The following is a 13,033-nucleotide window of genomic DNA, read 5'->3' on the forward strand; positions in this document are numbered from 1 at the left end:
CACTAATCAGGCAGTGCGCGGCAAAATCTCAGCGGTGAGCGTGACCAGAGCTAGCCAACAACTACAGCCGCTGCCGCGACCAGCACAATCACCACCAGCGCCAGCGCTAATAGCGGCTTATTCAGCCTACTTGGCGCACGGGCGGGCTTAGCCGCAGTGTGCAGCGGGTTAGCCTGAGCGACTGTTCGCAGTGGGTTGGCATGGCTATTCGCTGAACGGGACATGGCGACGGCCTTGAGCGGCTTGGGCAGGTCCACCGCGCGCATAAATAGCGTGGCGTCTTCGTCCGCGCTGGGCGCCACCGTGCTTTTCGGCCCAATCACCAGCAGGCTGACCGAGCCCATCTTCAGCTGGTCACCTGGCTGCAACACCGCCGTCGCGACCTTTTGCTGGTTGACCTGCAGACCATTGGCCGACGCCAGGTCCTTGACCTCCAGCACATTGTCCTTGAGGTAGAACTCGCAGTGGCGGCGCGACAATTGCTGGTCGCTGAAACACAGCTCGCATTTCACTGAACGGCCAAAGGTCATGGAGCCGTTGATATGGAATTTCTTGCCTTCGTGCTCGCCCTGAATCACCTGCAGGTACCAGCGTGCACCCTGCTCGGCTTTAGCCTTGCTGCGCGCCGGATCGACCAGTAGCAACTCCACCGAACCCAGCCGCAGCCGGTCATCGGCACGCAACTGGAAGCGCGTATTGATGCGCTCGTCGTTGACGAAAGAGCCGCCGAGGCTGCCGACATCGGTCAGGTAATAGAAGCCATGATCCTGACGAATCTCCGCATGAAATGAGCCGATGCTGGGGTCCACCAACACCAGGCTGTTGCGGCTGTCCTGGCCGATGGTGAAACGCTCGTCGACCAGCCAGATGGGGGCCTGACGATTATCACTGAAGTGAATTTTGAGCATCTACAGCACTCCCCCAAAGTCAGTTAAACAGCCGCCAGGAAACCGGGGCACCGCATGCGCTACTTGGCGTTAGCCGGATGAGCGGCAAGTGCCAACGAAGCGAGGCGCGCATGCTGCCTGCCAATCAGCCGGCTAGCAATATGCCAGCAGGGTTACTTACTCAAATAGGTTGTTCCACAAGCGTTTGACGGAATTAACCGGCCCCGTCTGCTGGGTCGCTGCAGGCTTACGCCGGGCAGTCTGGGCCTGACGTACACGCTGTTCATGGCCATCGAGCAGGTGCAATAACGCCTCGTTAGTCGGCTCCACCTCCAGCCCCTGCTGCACCAATGCCAGCGCCAAGGCGAACTCGCGGCGTTTATAGGCGGCCTCGCTTTGCGCGATATAGCGCTGCGCCACCCGGTTGATCCCGGCTCGGGCCAACAGATTGTCCGGTTCCCAAGCAAGTACCTGACGGAAGTAGTGCGTCGCGCTGTCATCTTCGGGCAATAGCAGCTGTTGATCCGCCAGGCGCTGCTCAGCCAGCCGCAGAGACTGGTTGATCCGCGCTTGCAGCACACGGTTTAGCCCATCCAGCGCCAGCGGGTTGTCGGCATCAAGCGTGAGGACCTGACGAAACAGGTAATCGGCGTTGTCCTGCGGCGGCTCCAGTAGATTGCCGTTCTGCAAACGCTGCTCGGCGCGCGCCAGGTAGTCGCTGATCTGCATCTGTTGATACAGGTGATAGCCGCCAGCGCTCGCCGCCGCTAACAGCAACACCCCCAACAGCAACCCAACCCACAATTTACTGCGCCCGCCTTTGCGCCCGTTTGGCTTAGCCACGCTCAGCGCCGGGGCAATAAGCGTAGTGTCCGGGTCCTCCTGCGCCAGCTCGTCCAGGCTGGCCAGCAACACTTTGCAGTCAGCAAAGCGCTCATCCGGGTCTTTCGCCAACATGCGCTCGAGCAGCCACTGGTAGCCTTGGAGAGGCGCGGGCAGTTGCGGAACGTCCATCTGCAGGTGATTCATCACCGTCTGGGTGTAATTGGCGCCGCGATAGGGGTTAGTGCCGGTGAGCATCTCCAGCAGGATCACCCCCAGGCTGTAAATATCGCTGCGCGCGTCCAGCGCCTGACACTGCGCCTGCTCAGGGCTGCTGTAGGACGGGCTGCCGACAGCAATGCCAAACTGAGTCAGGTCGGTGTCCAGTTCAACTTCCTTGGCCACGCCAAAATCGGTGATCACCGCCGTGCCATCGGTGCGAAAGAGGATATTGGCCGGCTTGATATCGCGGTGCACCAGGCCCTGGTCATGCACCACCGCCAGGCCACTGGCCACCTGCCGCACGATGCGCAAAGCGCGCGCCAGCTCGAAGACTTGGCCTTTATGCTGCGCCAGGTCGCCGCCGGCAACGAATTCCATGGTCAGGTAATGGCGACCATCAGCCAGCTGATTGATGTCATATATGGTGATGATCGAGGGGTGGTGCAAGGACGCAACGATATGCCCCTCTTTGATAAAGCGCTGGCTGAACGCTTGATCATCTGTGCTTAACAGCACCTTGATCGCCACCTTGCGGTGCAGCGACTCCTGGGTGGCCAGGTAAACCTCGGCCATACCGCCTTTGCCCAGGCGGCCATGCACCTGATAGCCGGGGATAACAAGCAATTGTTCAGTCATGAGGGTCAGTGCACATCGGCAGATTAGGGCTTGCGGGAGGTAAACAGACGGCTGAGCAGCCCCCGGGGTTTGACTTCAACGCTGGGTGGGGGCGCTTCACGGCCGAGCACGATACAGGAGATATTATCCTTGCCGCCCATTTCGTTAGCCTGCGCCAGCAGCTGGCTCACCAGCTCATCAAGGGTCTGCGCGCTGCTGCATAGCTGCTGGATCTGCGTATCTTCAAGCTCGCCGGTTAGGCCGTCGCTGCACAGCAACAGCAACTCCTGCTCACCCAGCGAGCCCTGCAGCACACCCACCTGCAGCGGCTGTTCATCTCGGCCCAGGCACTGCAGGATGACATTGCGCTGCGGATGGTGACGCGCTTCTTCGTCGCTCATTTGCCCGGCATCGATCATCGTCTGCACCCAGCTGTGGTCGTGACTAAGGCGTTCGATATGCCCGGCGCTGACGCGATAGGCGCGGCTGTCACCTACCCAGGCCAGGTTGAACTCAGCCCCCTGGAAATGCACCGCCACTAGGGTCGTGCCCATGCCGCGCTGCTCATCGGCGCGCGCCACCGCGAGAATTTTCTGATTGGCCGCCTGCACCGCCTCGACCAATTCCAGGCCCTCGGCGCAGCCTGCCTGTAATACCTGTAAGGCCAACGCACTGGCCACTTCACCGCATTGATGCCCGCCCATACCGTCGGCAATCGCCCACAGATTCAACTGCGGGCAACACAACAGCGCATCCTCATTGTGCTCACGCACGCGCCCAGGCACGCTGTGGCCGGCATAAATCAGTGCTTGTTCCATCAATGTCTCGACCTAGGGTTCACCACCGCAAAGCGCTACGCTGCACTCGACTCAGGCCGACCATGATGCGGCGGTAAACTCAGGCTGTCACCGCCAGCCGCTGATTTTGCAGGTGAAGTGTTAACCAGTCGAACCCACACACCGCAGCCAGAGCCGGATAACGCTTCAACTATTCAGCCAGCATCGGCGTAGACTCAAAACACCAGCCTCGCCTTAGCGCAGCGAGATGGCCCGCTCCAGACGATTCAACCACGACATTGTCAGAGGTGAAGATCATGAGCAAAGGTATGGATTCAAAGAAACAAGCAAAGAAAAAACCGCTGAAAACGGCCAGCGAAAAACGCATGGATAAAAAAGGCAAGCACGGTGCAAAAACCCTGCTCGGCAGCCACGCAGCTACCCCCTGAGTTAACCGCCTGAGGCAGGCATCAGGCTGCACTCAGGCATTCCAATCCCTCCACTACTGCTAGCCGCTATGCATTACCGCCAACTCCCCGCCCCACTCAAACCCCTTGCTGACAAGTTCTACCGCAGCCAACGCTCAGCCATGCGCGCCACGCCAGGCGCACAGCTTTGGGTCGCCGAAAACCCGGACATCGTTGCAGCACTGTGCCTGCAAAGCGTCGCACACGGTCACTGGCTGACCAGCTTGCTGGTGGCCTCGCCGATGCGTGAACAAGGCATCGCACGTCAGTTGATCGAAGCCGCCCTCGCCCACTGCACCACGCCAGTCTGGCTGTTCTGCCACCCACAGCTGCACGACTTCTATCGGCGCCAGGGCTTTATCCCTTGCAGCGACCTGCCCCAGCCCCTGGCTGAGCGCCTAAGCCGTTATCAGCGCAGCAAGAGCCTGCAGGCGTTCTCCCGCGCCCCTGGGCAACCCCAACTGCACCTGGCTTAACCGGCGGCTGCCCGGTTAGCCAGGCGCTATCCGCGCGACGGCATCCATACTGGCACTTTGCTCAACTTTACTATTGCTATCGTCAGGCCAAGCTCTGCATGCTTAAGCCATAAGAACGACAACAGGGTCTTCCCCTATGCGCACATCGCGGTTACTCAGACGCCTGCGTAACGACTTTCAGTTGTCCATCATTACGCTGATGGGCCTGTTTGGCGTCATTGGTATTAGCCCCTATGCCGTGTACCGGCTGGCCACCGGCAACTACTTGGTGGGCGCCGCCGATACGGTAATTGTCGCCTCCACGGTGCTTGCGGTGCTTTACGCCTGGCGCACCAGCGACACCGTAAAACCGGGCATCTACCTGGCCAGCATCTTCTCCGTTGCGGCAACCCTGATCGCCATCAACCTGGGCGTTAACGGCCTGTTTTGGATCTATCCGCTGATCCTGTTCAACTTCTTTATGGTGTCGTCTGGTAAGGCTTTAGTCGCCACTATCCTGATGCTCATGACGCTGGTGGGTTACGGCCAGCTAAACCCTGGCGCGGTATTCGAAAGCGACTACCAGATGGTGTCGTTTCTGGTTACCAGCATGATGGCCAGCATCCTCAGCTTCGTCTTTGCCTATCGCACCAGCAGCCAGCGCGATCAGCTGCAGCAACTGGCCATCCATGACCCGCTGACCGGCGCTCGGAACCGTCGGGCGATGAACGAGGAGCTGAAGATCGCTGCGTCCTTAAATCGGCGTCACGGCAACAGCTATGGTGTGTTGACCATGGACCTGGACCATTTCAAGCGGGTCAACGACAACTATGGCCATCAGGCCGGCGATCAGGTGCTGATCGACTTTGTCGAGCTGATCAAAAATGCCTCACGCAAAGAGGATCGCCTGTTCCGCTTCGGCGGCGAGGAATTCCTCCTACTGGTGCCCAATACCGACAGCGACGGCCTATTGGCCGCAGCCCAAAACCTTCAGCAACAGGTTCGCCAACACCTGCGCGGGCCGGGCGGCCCGGTGACCATGTCGGTTGGCGGTGCGATGATGCGCCGCGATGAGCACTGGGAAGACCTGCTGCAGCGCGCCGACCAACGCCTGTATCACGCCAAGAGCGCCGGACGTAACTGCATCGTCATCAATGACGGCGTCAATACAGCAAGCCCCCAGCCCATCGTCTAATCCTGCGGTATATCTTCGCTTACACTCTGCAGCTGGAAAATTATCCGCCCTGCCCCACAACGCTGTAACAACTCGGCGTTGTGTGGGTCTATTGGCCACACCCACTTGAGAGCACTGCCATGAAGAGACGCTCCCTGCTCAAGGCGATCGCCCTGATGCCAGCCCTGCCCCTGCTCAGCCACGCCCCGCTCAGCCTGGCGCAAGCCATCGCCAGCACCATCACGCCACTGGACAAGCCGCACAGCGCCTGGCGCGACCTGCTAACGCCCGAGGCATATGCCGTGTTGTTCGAGGAAGACACGGAAGCCCCCGGCAGCAGCCCGCTGAATCAGGAAAAACGCGACGGCACCTATATCTGCGCCGCCTGTTACCTGCCGCTGTTCGCCAGCCAAGATAAATATCAAAGCGGCACCGGCTGGCCCAGCTTCACCCAGCCGATTGCCGGGCACATGGGCCAAAAACGCGACTTCAAGCTGTTTTTCCCACGCACTGAATACCACTGCGCGCGTTGCGGCGGCCACCAGGGCCACGTGTTTGATGACGGTCCCAAGCCTCGTGGCGAACGCTGGTGCAATAACGGCGTAGCCCTGCGCTTTGTTGCCAAAGACGAGCCCCTACCCGAACTGCGGAGCTAAACATGACCCACATTACGTCCCACTGGCGCAGCCGTTTGCTCGCCAGCGCCATGCTTGTTCTGGGCGGTCTGCTGGCCGCCTGTGAACCCACCGCGGCGCAGGCCCCCCAGGCAACCGCGCAAGCCAACACAACAACGGTGGAAAACCCAGGGGTAGCGATCTTTGCCGGCGGCTGCTTCTGGTGCACCGAATCGGACTTCGACAAAGTACCTGGCGTGATTGAAACCACCTCAGGCTATATCGGCGGACATGTCGACAACCCCACTTACGAGCAAGTCTCAGCCGGCAATAGCGGGCATATTGAAGCCGTGCGCGTGCGCTTTGACCCAAGCAAAACCAGCTATGCACAACTGCTGGAAGCCTTCTGGCCGACCATTGACCCGATCACCCCTAACGCACAGTTCTGCGACCGTGGCCCGCAGTACCGCAGCGCAATTTTCTACAGCACGGCCGAAGAACAGCAGTTGGCTGAAGCCTCCAAAGCCGCCCTGGATAAATCCGGGCGCTTACCGGCGCCGGTGGTCACAGAAATCCTCCCCGCGGGGACCTTCTACCCGGCCGAGGATTATCACCAGGACTACTACCAGCGTAATCCGTTGCGCTACACCTACTACCGCAACGGTTGCGGCCGCGACCAACGCCTTGAGCAACTCTGGGGCAAGAAGCCATAAGCCATGCGCATCAGTTTGCCCTCGCGCCAACTGATGACGTTGTATTCAGCCGCTGATACCCAGAGGCGGCAATCGCCGCATCCGCTATGGTTGAGCTCACACGTTGCCCAGTGAGCACAGCCATGGCCCCGCTGAAACCTTTGTTCAAACTCACCTCGCTGATCGCCCTGGGCGGTTGGCTGATGCTGGTCTGCCTGCCAGCCTGGCCCTATACCGATGAACTGGTACTGGGGCTCAGCGTGGTCGTGCTGGCCCTCCTCTACAGCTGGCTGCTGTTTTTCGCCATGCGCCAGCGCCCCGAACCTGGCACTGGCAAACCAGGCTTCTTCAGCCTGGCTGGCGTGCTCTCATTGCTGCGCCAACCCACAGCTGCATTGGCGGTCTGGGTGCATATTCTCGCGTTCGATCTGATGGTGGGCCTGTATATCCGCCACGAAGAAGCCATCGCGGGCATCAGCCACTGGGCTCTGCTGCCCTGCTATGTGCTGACGCTGATGTTTGGGCCGCTGGGTTTGCTGGCCTTTTTAGCGCTGCGCTGGAGCTTGGCTCTAGCGGCCTGAGTTAGCGGCTGCGTTCTTCCGAGTGCGTGCTCTGGCCCGGGTACTGCTGTATGCGGTAACCATTGGGGTATTCAATCGTTTGCTTGATCGCGCCACGGTTTTCTAGCGATTGGCTGCCGTAGCGCTGCTCATGGTGCTGCAGACCCTCAGGTAACCGCTGCCCACCATAAAGGTTGTGAGTTTCTATGGTTTGAGAGCTGCCAATGCTGCCGCTGGCACCAGGGCTGATATAGGTTTTCGGAATGACCCGCAGTGTCTGCGGCGCTTGCGGCTCGGCATACAGCGAAGTCACCATCAGCAGAGCCATCAAACTGAGCACACATCTGCGCATCGTCATTACTCCCTCTGCGCCATGGGCGCGAAACGAACCTGAAGGTTTGGCAACACCAGCCCGCCTACGGTTCCGACCATTGCTCCAGACAGAACATCCGCACACGGCTTAATTGCTCAAATAACGAGCAATCATCCTCGGTTTGCTGGAAAGCACAAGCCAACCCAGCGTCCAACGCAGGATCAGCACTTCGCACAACCCGCCGTGCTATTTCGCGATCCCCGTCCCGCTTAATCCGGCGGGCATTTATTACCATCAACGGCTATGCATTCGCGTGAGCATCGCCAACCAGATGACTATCCGTATCGCTCTACTCCTTCTCGCCTGCCTGCCGGGCCTGGCGCTTGCTGAGCAATTTATCTGCCGGGTGATGACCATTAGCGAAGGCGACACCTTTAGCTGTCTGAGCACTGATAACAAACGGCTGCGAGTGCGCCTTGCGGAAATTGACGCACCGGAAAGAAAGCAGCCCTATGGTGCTGAAGCCAAGCAGGCGCTGTCTGATCTGGTGTTAGAAAAACAGGTTCTCCTGCATGTGCAAGAAGTGGATCGCTACGGCAGAACGCTGGCGCGCGCTTTCATCGGCGGCGTAGACGTGAATTACAGCTTGGTCGAACAAGGCGCAGCCTGGGCCTACACCCCGCAGTTGAAGGACTACAGGCTAAAAGATGCCGAAACCCTGGCCAGAAAAATGGGTAAAGGCCTTTGGCGGCTTCCAGCCGAGTCCATAGTCGCCCCTTGGGATTGGCGTTATGCCGGCAGAATTTCAGTGCCGCCAAAAACCAAGCCCAGCCGACCGGCGTCGTTTTCGCAGTTTGGCAGCAACTAAGGCCCAGGCAACCGGCCCGCCACAACAATCATCACCTAGCCTGCACCCGCCAATTTTGCCCTGCGCCCCATGGCATCTACAGCCTGAGTTGCGCTTCAGCGCTACCGCTCACCTGCGCCTTAATCTATAGGCAATACTTATACAAAGCATTGCACATCAGTCCTGGACGCTATGCATCTATCGGCCGATGATTGCTTCACACCAAGCAACCCCGATAGGAGCTACACCATGCAACAGTCGCACGCTTACAACGACCCAAGCCTTGCCCTGACCACCGAAGTGCTGGATGCCAAGGCGCGCAAAAACCTCTCCTGGCAGGACCTGGCTGACGGCACCGGGCTTGGGTTGGCCTATGTCACCGCCGCCCTGCTCGGCCAACATCCGCTGCCGGAAAAAGCAGCTAAAGTGATTGGCGACAAGCTTGAACTGGATGCCGACACAGTCGCCCGCCTGCAAATCATCCCCCTGCGCGGCAGCCTCTCGGGCATTCCAACCGACCCGACCATCTACCGCTTTTACGAAATGATCCAGATCTACGGCACCACGCTGAAAGCCCTGGTGCATGAGCAGTTTGGCGACGGCATCATCAGCGCCATCAACTTCAAGCTGGACATGAAGAAGGTCGAGGACCCCGAAGGCGGTTCCCGCGCAGTGATCACGCTGGATGGCAAGTTCCTGCCCCTGCGCCCGTTCTAACCTCGCCGCGTCCCTGAATCGGCCCGCCCCCTGCGGGCCCGATCCCAAAATTGACCTGATTCCCACTGCCACCCATTTATGCGGAGGATGGCTCATGAACAAAATCCTACTTTTAGGCCTGTCGCTGGCCGCCTCGCTGTCGGCTTACGCCGAAGAACCAGTCACGCCAGCGCCAGCCGTTGCTTACACATACGGCATGCACTTAGACATCGCTAAGGTGATACGCATAACTTCGGCTGCCGACACCTGCGGGCCGACGCCAGCCGAAATGACCTACCGCGACTCACAGGGTGACGTCCATGTTCTGCAATACCGCCTGTATGGCACCGGCTGCAGCGACTCATAGCCCAACAACCCAGCAGATTTTTACAGGTACATCCTATGCAAGCGCTTATTGACGGATTTCTGAAGTTTCAGAGCGAAGCGTTCCCACAGCGCTCCGACCTGTTCAAACACCTGGCGACCACCCAGCACCCAGGCACCTTGTTTATCACCTGCTCCGATAGCCGCGTAGTGCCGGAACTGCTGACGCAACAAGAACCCGGCGAACTGTTCGTGATTCGTAACGCCGGCAATATCGTGCCGTCCTACAGCCCGCACCCGGGTGGCGTGTCGGCGACAGTCGAGTATGCCGTCGCGGTACTGGGGGTGACCGATATCGTTATTTGCGGCCACTCTGATTGCGGCGCCATGACTGCGGTCGCCACATGCAAATGCATGGACCACCTGCCCGCTGTAAGCGGCTGGTTGCAGCATGCCGAGTCGGCGAAGGTCATCAACGAGTCGCGTGTGCATGCCAATGACGCGGCCAAAGTCAGCTCAATGGTGCGGGAAAATGTCATCGCCCAACTGGCGAACATCCAAACCCACCCGAGCGTGCGCCTGGCTCAAGAAAAAGGTGTGTTGAACCTGCATGGCTGGGTCTACGACATTGAAAGCGGCTCAATCGACGCGCTGGACGACGATAACCGCTCCTTCAAGGCATTGGCCGACTACCCAGCGACCTGCGCCGTGTATGCTCGCTCAGCCGTTGCCGCTTGAAACCCGGTTGCCTGTCAAAGACTTTTACCCCAGTGCTCAACTGCAGCGGCTGTCACAGGCCGCTTACCTGTTTCGCTAACGGCTGGCGCGCTATTCGCGCCCGGGCGTGCCCTCCTTCATCGCCCCCAGCATTAAGTGGGTAAAGGCGTCTGATGCAGCACTGTGGTAGTTGTTTTTACGCCGCAGTAGCGCGGCCCCGCGCTGGGGCGCTTCGGCCACTAATGCAAGCTTGCGCAACGCGCGGTCTTGCGTGGCAATGGCTTCCGGCAAAATCGTGGCAACGGCGGTGTGCCGAATAACCTCGAGCAGGGTATTCACCGAGTTGACCTCAATCACCACCTTGGGCGTGATCCGCGCCGTCGCGAAGAACTCATCAATGCAGGTGCGGGTCACAAAATCGGGGGTCAGCAGGGCAAACTCCAGCTGCGCCAGCTGATCGGCAGTCAGCGTGGCCTGAGCATCATAGAGCGGGTGATCACGCCCAACCATCAGCCCCAAGGTTTCTATAAACGCCGGAATCGACTCGATGTCAGCGCTTCTGACTTGATCAAATGCAATCGCGATATCCAGCGAATCATTGGCCAGCCCCGTTTCGATGTCGTCCATCGACAACTCGAATATCTGTAAATGGATATTCGGATACAGCGCGATGTAATCGCGGATCAGTGGCCCGACCAGGTAGGCCATAAAGGTTGGGGTCATGGCCAGCCTGAGCGAGCCGCGGGACAAATCCTTAACGTCATGCAGCGCCCGCTTCCCCGCCGCCAACTCCACCAGCACCCGGCGGGCGGATTCGATATAGGCCAGCCCTGCATCAGTGGGTTTGACCGTGCGCGAAGTTCGGTCGAACAGGCTGACGCCGAGCGACTCTTCCAGTTGGCGAATCTGTTGCGACAGGGTCGGCTGGGAAACGTGCAACGCCTCTGCGGCGCGCGTGAAGCCACCATGATCAGCAACCGCCAACAAATACCGCAGATGCCGTAACAGCATTGCATCACCACCTATAGGCAAAAAACATGCTTCGCATTGTATGCCAGCCCATAAGCCTATGGCTAAGTCGACAGCCCGGCGCGACAGGCTGTCCAGCCCGGCACCGAACAAGCGGTGAATGAGTCGAAACGTGCGCAATAAAAAAGCCAGCATCGCTGCTGGCCTTGTTTTACTGGCGCGGGGATAGGCACCGAACCTGCGAGCTTCGCGTTACGCGTGCCTTACCCTCGCCACAGGTTATGCGGCAGGCTCGACTGAGAGGCGGCGCAACGGATACTCACTCGCCGGGCAGTTCGATACGGTCTTCATGGATCACGATGCGACCCTGCTTGTACAAACCACCGATGGCTTTTTTGAAGTTACCTTTACTGACCCGAAACAGCGCGGCAATTTCTTCAGGTGAGCTTTTGTCATTCACCTTGAGCACGCCATCGTGTTCGCGCAGCTTGCTCAATATTTGTTCGCCCAGGCTGCTGGCCGCTTCCTGACCCACCGGCTGCAAGCTCAGGCTGATTTTGCCGTCGGCACGTACTTCCTTGATAAAGCCCTTTTCCTGCATGCCGCTGCGCATAAATTTGAACAGCTCATTCTTGTGGATCAGGCCCCAGTGCTTGCCATTGATGATGGCCTTAAAGCCCATATCCGTCGGTTCGACCACCAGCAAATCAACTTCTTCACCGGCCGTGTAATTCGCCGGCACGTTATCCAGATAACGATCCAGGCGCGCCGTGGCGGTGATGCGCTTGCTGCGCTTATCGAGGAATACGTGCACCACACAGTAATCACCAACCTGCAGCGGACGTTTTTCTTCGGAGTGCGGCAGTAATAAATCTTTTGGTAAACCCCAATTAAGGAATAAGCCCACTCGATTTATATCCACAACTTTTAAACTGGCAAACCCACCCACCTGCACTTTTGGCTTTTCAGTGGTGGCAATCAATTTGTCTTCACTGTCCAAGTAGATAAAGACGTTCAACCAGTCTTCTACTTCACTTGGGGTGTCGCTCGGAATATAGCGCTTGGGCAATAGGATTTCGCCATCCGCGCCGCCATCCAAATACAGGCCGAAGTCGGTGTGCTTCACGACCTGCAAACTATTCATCCGTCCAATTACCGCCATGATGCTCTACCCTCATTACCAGGCCGGCATTCTAGCCGAGTCGCCCCTGAATTTCTCGACCTACTGGGCATGCAATACCTTCGCCTGACCGCCTTGCGAGGCAATCCGACCAGCGGGCCAAGCGCCAACAAGGCCCCATATGAACGCCCGGCACTAATAATCTATTCTCATTAAAACAATCACTTATTGGCATATTCGATAACTAAACAGACTATTAATGCCGTTATCGCGCCGCCGCCCAGCGCATTTGAGATTTATTTATCAAGCAATTGTCAAGTATTTCGAGTACAATGCGCGGCCAAATTAATTTTTAAATAGGTTAATGGCCGTCATGCGCGTAAAAGCATCCAACAGCAAACCCAAGCCGGCGCCAGCCGTGGAAACCAGTGCCTCGATCGATACACAGATCGAAGCGTTCCTGAAGTCCGGCGGGGAAATCCAGCAAATTGCCAAAGGCGTCAGCGGCCAGGTGTACGGCACCAGCAAGCAGATCACCATCGGCAAAAAGTAACACTCTCTGGCCATGCAGCGCTTTGCTCGCAATGACAAGGCGCTGGCCATTGCATAATCCATCACCTCCCCCTGCCCCACGCCCAGTTGTTTTGCCTATTTGCGCGCCGCGCTCTGGCGCTTAGCACAACCTTGTTTCAGAATCATGGCAGCCTGCATGTTGCGGCTGATTCGGCATTGCCGTTGCTGATCGATGGCAATCGTCCCAGGA

General features: G+C 58.5%; 17 protein-coding genes. 11 read left to right on the forward strand and 6 right to left on the reverse strand.

Translation table 11 applies throughout. The features are described from left to right. Positions 1 to 50 precede the first annotated feature (50 nt). From N1078_RS03710 to N1078_RS03720, 3 genes are all read right to left on the reverse strand, one after another. A complete protein-coding gene (locus N1078_RS03710) occupies positions 51 to 908 on the reverse strand; it encodes an FHA domain-containing protein (RefSeq protein ID WP_274086850.1) in 858 nt (285 codons plus the stop codon). A 156-nt stretch (positions 909 to 1,064) separates the two neighbouring features. After that, complete coding sequence (locus N1078_RS03715) at positions 1,065 to 2,567, reverse strand: serine/threonine-protein kinase (protein WP_274086851.1); 1,503 nt, start codon at positions 2,565 to 2,567, stop codon at positions 1,065 to 1,067. 23 nt (positions 2,568 to 2,590) lie between these two features. Continuing rightward, complete coding sequence (locus tag N1078_RS03720; protein WP_274086852.1) at positions 2,591 to 3,364, reverse strand: PP2C family protein-serine/threonine phosphatase; 774 nt, start codon at positions 3,362 to 3,364, stop codon at positions 2,591 to 2,593. 275 nt (positions 3,365 to 3,639) lie between these two features. Between N1078_RS03720 and N1078_RS03725 the strand changes: the two genes are divergently transcribed. From N1078_RS03725 to N1078_RS03750, 6 genes are all read left to right on the forward strand, one after another. Next, positions 3,640 to 3,771 carry a hypothetical protein gene (locus tag N1078_RS03725; protein ID WP_274086853.1) on the forward strand — a complete coding sequence of 44 codons (132 nt, stop codon included), beginning with the start codon at positions 3,640 to 3,642 and terminating at the stop codon, positions 3,769 to 3,771. Between the two features lie 68 nt (positions 3,772 to 3,839). After that, positions 3,840 to 4,265, forward strand: coding sequence for a GNAT family N-acetyltransferase (locus tag N1078_RS03730; RefSeq protein WP_274086854.1), 426 nt, complete (start codon positions 3,840 to 3,842; stop codon positions 4,263 to 4,265). Between the two features lie 136 nt (positions 4,266 to 4,401). Beyond that, the gene (locus tag N1078_RS03735; protein ID WP_337993304.1) at positions 4,402 to 5,439 is read left to right on the forward strand and encodes a GGDEF domain-containing protein; all 1,038 of its coding nucleotides are present in this window, start codon (positions 4,402 to 4,404) and stop codon (positions 5,437 to 5,439) included. A gap of 119 nt (positions 5,440 to 5,558) precedes the next feature. Continuing rightward, a complete protein-coding gene (msrB, locus tag N1078_RS03740) occupies positions 5,559 to 6,074 on the forward strand; it encodes a peptide-methionine (R)-S-oxide reductase MsrB (protein WP_274086856.1) in 516 nt (171 codons plus the stop codon). 2 nt (positions 6,075 to 6,076) lie between these two features. Then, positions 6,077 to 6,745, forward strand: a complete 669-nt coding sequence (msrA, locus tag N1078_RS03745; RefSeq protein WP_274086857.1) for a peptide-methionine (S)-S-oxide reductase MsrA — start codon at positions 6,077 to 6,079, stop codon at positions 6,743 to 6,745. 122 nt (positions 6,746 to 6,867) lie between these two features. Further along, positions 6,868 to 7,305, forward strand: a complete 438-nt coding sequence (locus N1078_RS03750) for an abscisic acid-deficient protein Aba4 family protein (RefSeq protein WP_274086858.1) — start codon at positions 6,868 to 6,870, stop codon at positions 7,303 to 7,305. A gap of 1 nt (position 7,306) precedes the next feature. Here N1078_RS03750 and N1078_RS03755 read toward each other — a convergent pair whose 3' ends face one another. Next, on the reverse strand, positions 7,307 to 7,642 hold the full coding sequence (locus N1078_RS03755; RefSeq protein WP_274086859.1) for a hypothetical protein: 336 nt from the start codon (positions 7,640 to 7,642) through the stop codon (positions 7,307 to 7,309). A 268-nt stretch (positions 7,643 to 7,910) separates the two neighbouring features. Here N1078_RS03755 and N1078_RS03760 point away from each other — a divergent pair, with 268 nt between their 5' ends. The 4 genes from N1078_RS03760 to N1078_RS03775 all read left to right on the forward strand — a co-directional run bounded on the left by N1078_RS03760 (position 7,911) and on the right by N1078_RS03775 (position 10,202). Further along, positions 7,911 to 8,465 carry a thermonuclease family protein gene (locus tag N1078_RS03760; RefSeq protein WP_274086860.1) on the forward strand — a complete coding sequence of 185 codons (555 nt, stop codon included), beginning with the start codon at positions 7,911 to 7,913 and terminating at the stop codon, positions 8,463 to 8,465. Between the two features lie 228 nt (positions 8,466 to 8,693). Beyond that, positions 8,694 to 9,161 (forward strand): cyanase, encoded by a 468-nt coding sequence (gene cynS, locus N1078_RS03765; protein ID WP_274086861.1) that lies wholly within the window; start codon positions 8,694 to 8,696, stop codon positions 9,159 to 9,161. 94 nt (positions 9,162 to 9,255) lie between these two features. Continuing rightward, the gene (locus tag N1078_RS03770; RefSeq protein ID WP_274086862.1) at positions 9,256 to 9,507 is read left to right on the forward strand and encodes a DUF2790 domain-containing protein; all 252 of its coding nucleotides are present in this window, start codon (positions 9,256 to 9,258) and stop codon (positions 9,505 to 9,507) included. 35 nt (positions 9,508 to 9,542) lie between these two features. Then, positions 9,543 to 10,202 carry a carbonic anhydrase gene (locus N1078_RS03775; protein ID WP_274086863.1) on the forward strand — a complete coding sequence of 220 codons (660 nt, stop codon included), beginning with the start codon at positions 9,543 to 9,545 and terminating at the stop codon, positions 10,200 to 10,202. Positions 10,203 to 10,292: 90 nt separating this feature from the next. Here N1078_RS03775 and cynR read toward each other — a convergent pair whose 3' ends face one another. Then, on the reverse strand, positions 10,293 to 11,192 hold the full coding sequence (gene cynR, locus N1078_RS03780; protein WP_274086864.1) for a transcriptional regulator CynR: 900 nt from the start codon (positions 11,190 to 11,192) through the stop codon (positions 10,293 to 10,295). A 277-nt stretch (positions 11,193 to 11,469) separates the two neighbouring features. After that, positions 11,470 to 12,312, reverse strand: a complete 843-nt coding sequence (locus N1078_RS03785; protein ID WP_274086865.1) for a CvfB family protein — start codon at positions 12,310 to 12,312, stop codon at positions 11,470 to 11,472. A 322-nt stretch (positions 12,313 to 12,634) separates the two neighbouring features. Here N1078_RS03785 and N1078_RS03790 point away from each other — a divergent pair, with 322 nt between their 5' ends. Further along, entirely contained in the window at positions 12,635 to 12,823 is a 189-nt protein-coding gene (locus tag N1078_RS03790; protein ID WP_274086866.1) for a hypothetical protein, read from the forward strand. The last annotated feature ends 210 nt before the right edge of the window (positions 12,824 to 13,033 follow it).

The organism is Pseudomonas sp. MIL19 (assembly GCF_028680365.1).
GTDB lineage: Bacteria > Pseudomonadota > Gammaproteobacteria > Pseudomonadales > Pseudomonadaceae > Aquipseudomonas > Aquipseudomonas spirodelae.

What these genes read in the sequence shown, in the direction of transcription:
- cynR (WP_274086864.1), bottom strand. Translation starts at nt 11,192, where the DNA reads ATGCTGTTACGGCATCTGCGGTATTTGTTGGCGGTTGCTGATCATGGT.
- msrA (WP_274086857.1), top strand. Translation starts at nt 6,077, where the DNA reads ATGACCCACATTACGTCCCACTGGCGCAGCCGTTTGCTCGCCAGCGCC.
- cynS (WP_274086861.1), top strand. Translation starts at nt 8,694, where the DNA reads ATGCAACAGTCGCACGCTTACAACGACCCAAGCCTTGCCCTGACCACC.
- N1078_RS03785 (WP_274086865.1), bottom strand. Translation starts at nt 12,312, where the DNA reads ATGGCGGTAATTGGACGGATGAATAGTTTGCAGGTCGTGAAGCACACC.
- N1078_RS03730 (WP_274086854.1), top strand. Translation starts at nt 3,840, where the DNA reads ATGCATTACCGCCAACTCCCCGCCCCACTCAAACCCCTTGCTGACAAG.
- N1078_RS03750 (WP_274086858.1), top strand. Translation starts at nt 6,868, where the DNA reads ATGGCCCCGCTGAAACCTTTGTTCAAACTCACCTCGCTGATCGCCCTG.
- N1078_RS03775 (WP_274086863.1), top strand. Translation starts at nt 9,543, where the DNA reads ATGCAAGCGCTTATTGACGGATTTCTGAAGTTTCAGAGCGAAGCGTTC.
- N1078_RS03715 (WP_274086851.1), bottom strand. Translation starts at nt 2,567, where the DNA reads ATGACTGAACAATTGCTTGTTATCCCCGGCTATCAGGTGCATGGCCGC.
- N1078_RS03710 (WP_274086850.1), bottom strand. Translation starts at nt 908, where the DNA reads ATGCTCAAAATTCACTTCAGTGATAATCGTCAGGCCCCCATCTGGCTG.
- msrB (WP_274086856.1), top strand. Translation starts at nt 5,559, where the DNA reads ATGAAGAGACGCTCCCTGCTCAAGGCGATCGCCCTGATGCCAGCCCTG.
- N1078_RS03720 (WP_274086852.1), bottom strand. Translation starts at nt 3,364, where the DNA reads ATGGAACAAGCACTGATTTATGCCGGCCACAGCGTGCCTGGGCGCGTG.
- N1078_RS03735 (WP_337993304.1), top strand. Translation starts at nt 4,402, where the DNA reads ATGCGCACATCGCGGTTACTCAGACGCCTGCGTAACGACTTTCAGTTG.
- N1078_RS03725 (WP_274086853.1), top strand. Translation starts at nt 3,640, where the DNA reads ATGAGCAAAGGTATGGATTCAAAGAAACAAGCAAAGAAAAAACCGCTG.
- N1078_RS03790 (WP_274086866.1), top strand. Translation starts at nt 12,635, where the DNA reads ATGGCCGTCATGCGCGTAAAAGCATCCAACAGCAAACCCAAGCCGGCG.
- N1078_RS03770 (WP_274086862.1), top strand. Translation starts at nt 9,256, where the DNA reads ATGAACAAAATCCTACTTTTAGGCCTGTCGCTGGCCGCCTCGCTGTCG.
- N1078_RS03755 (WP_274086859.1), bottom strand. Translation starts at nt 7,642, where the DNA reads ATGACGATGCGCAGATGTGTGCTCAGTTTGATGGCTCTGCTGATGGTG.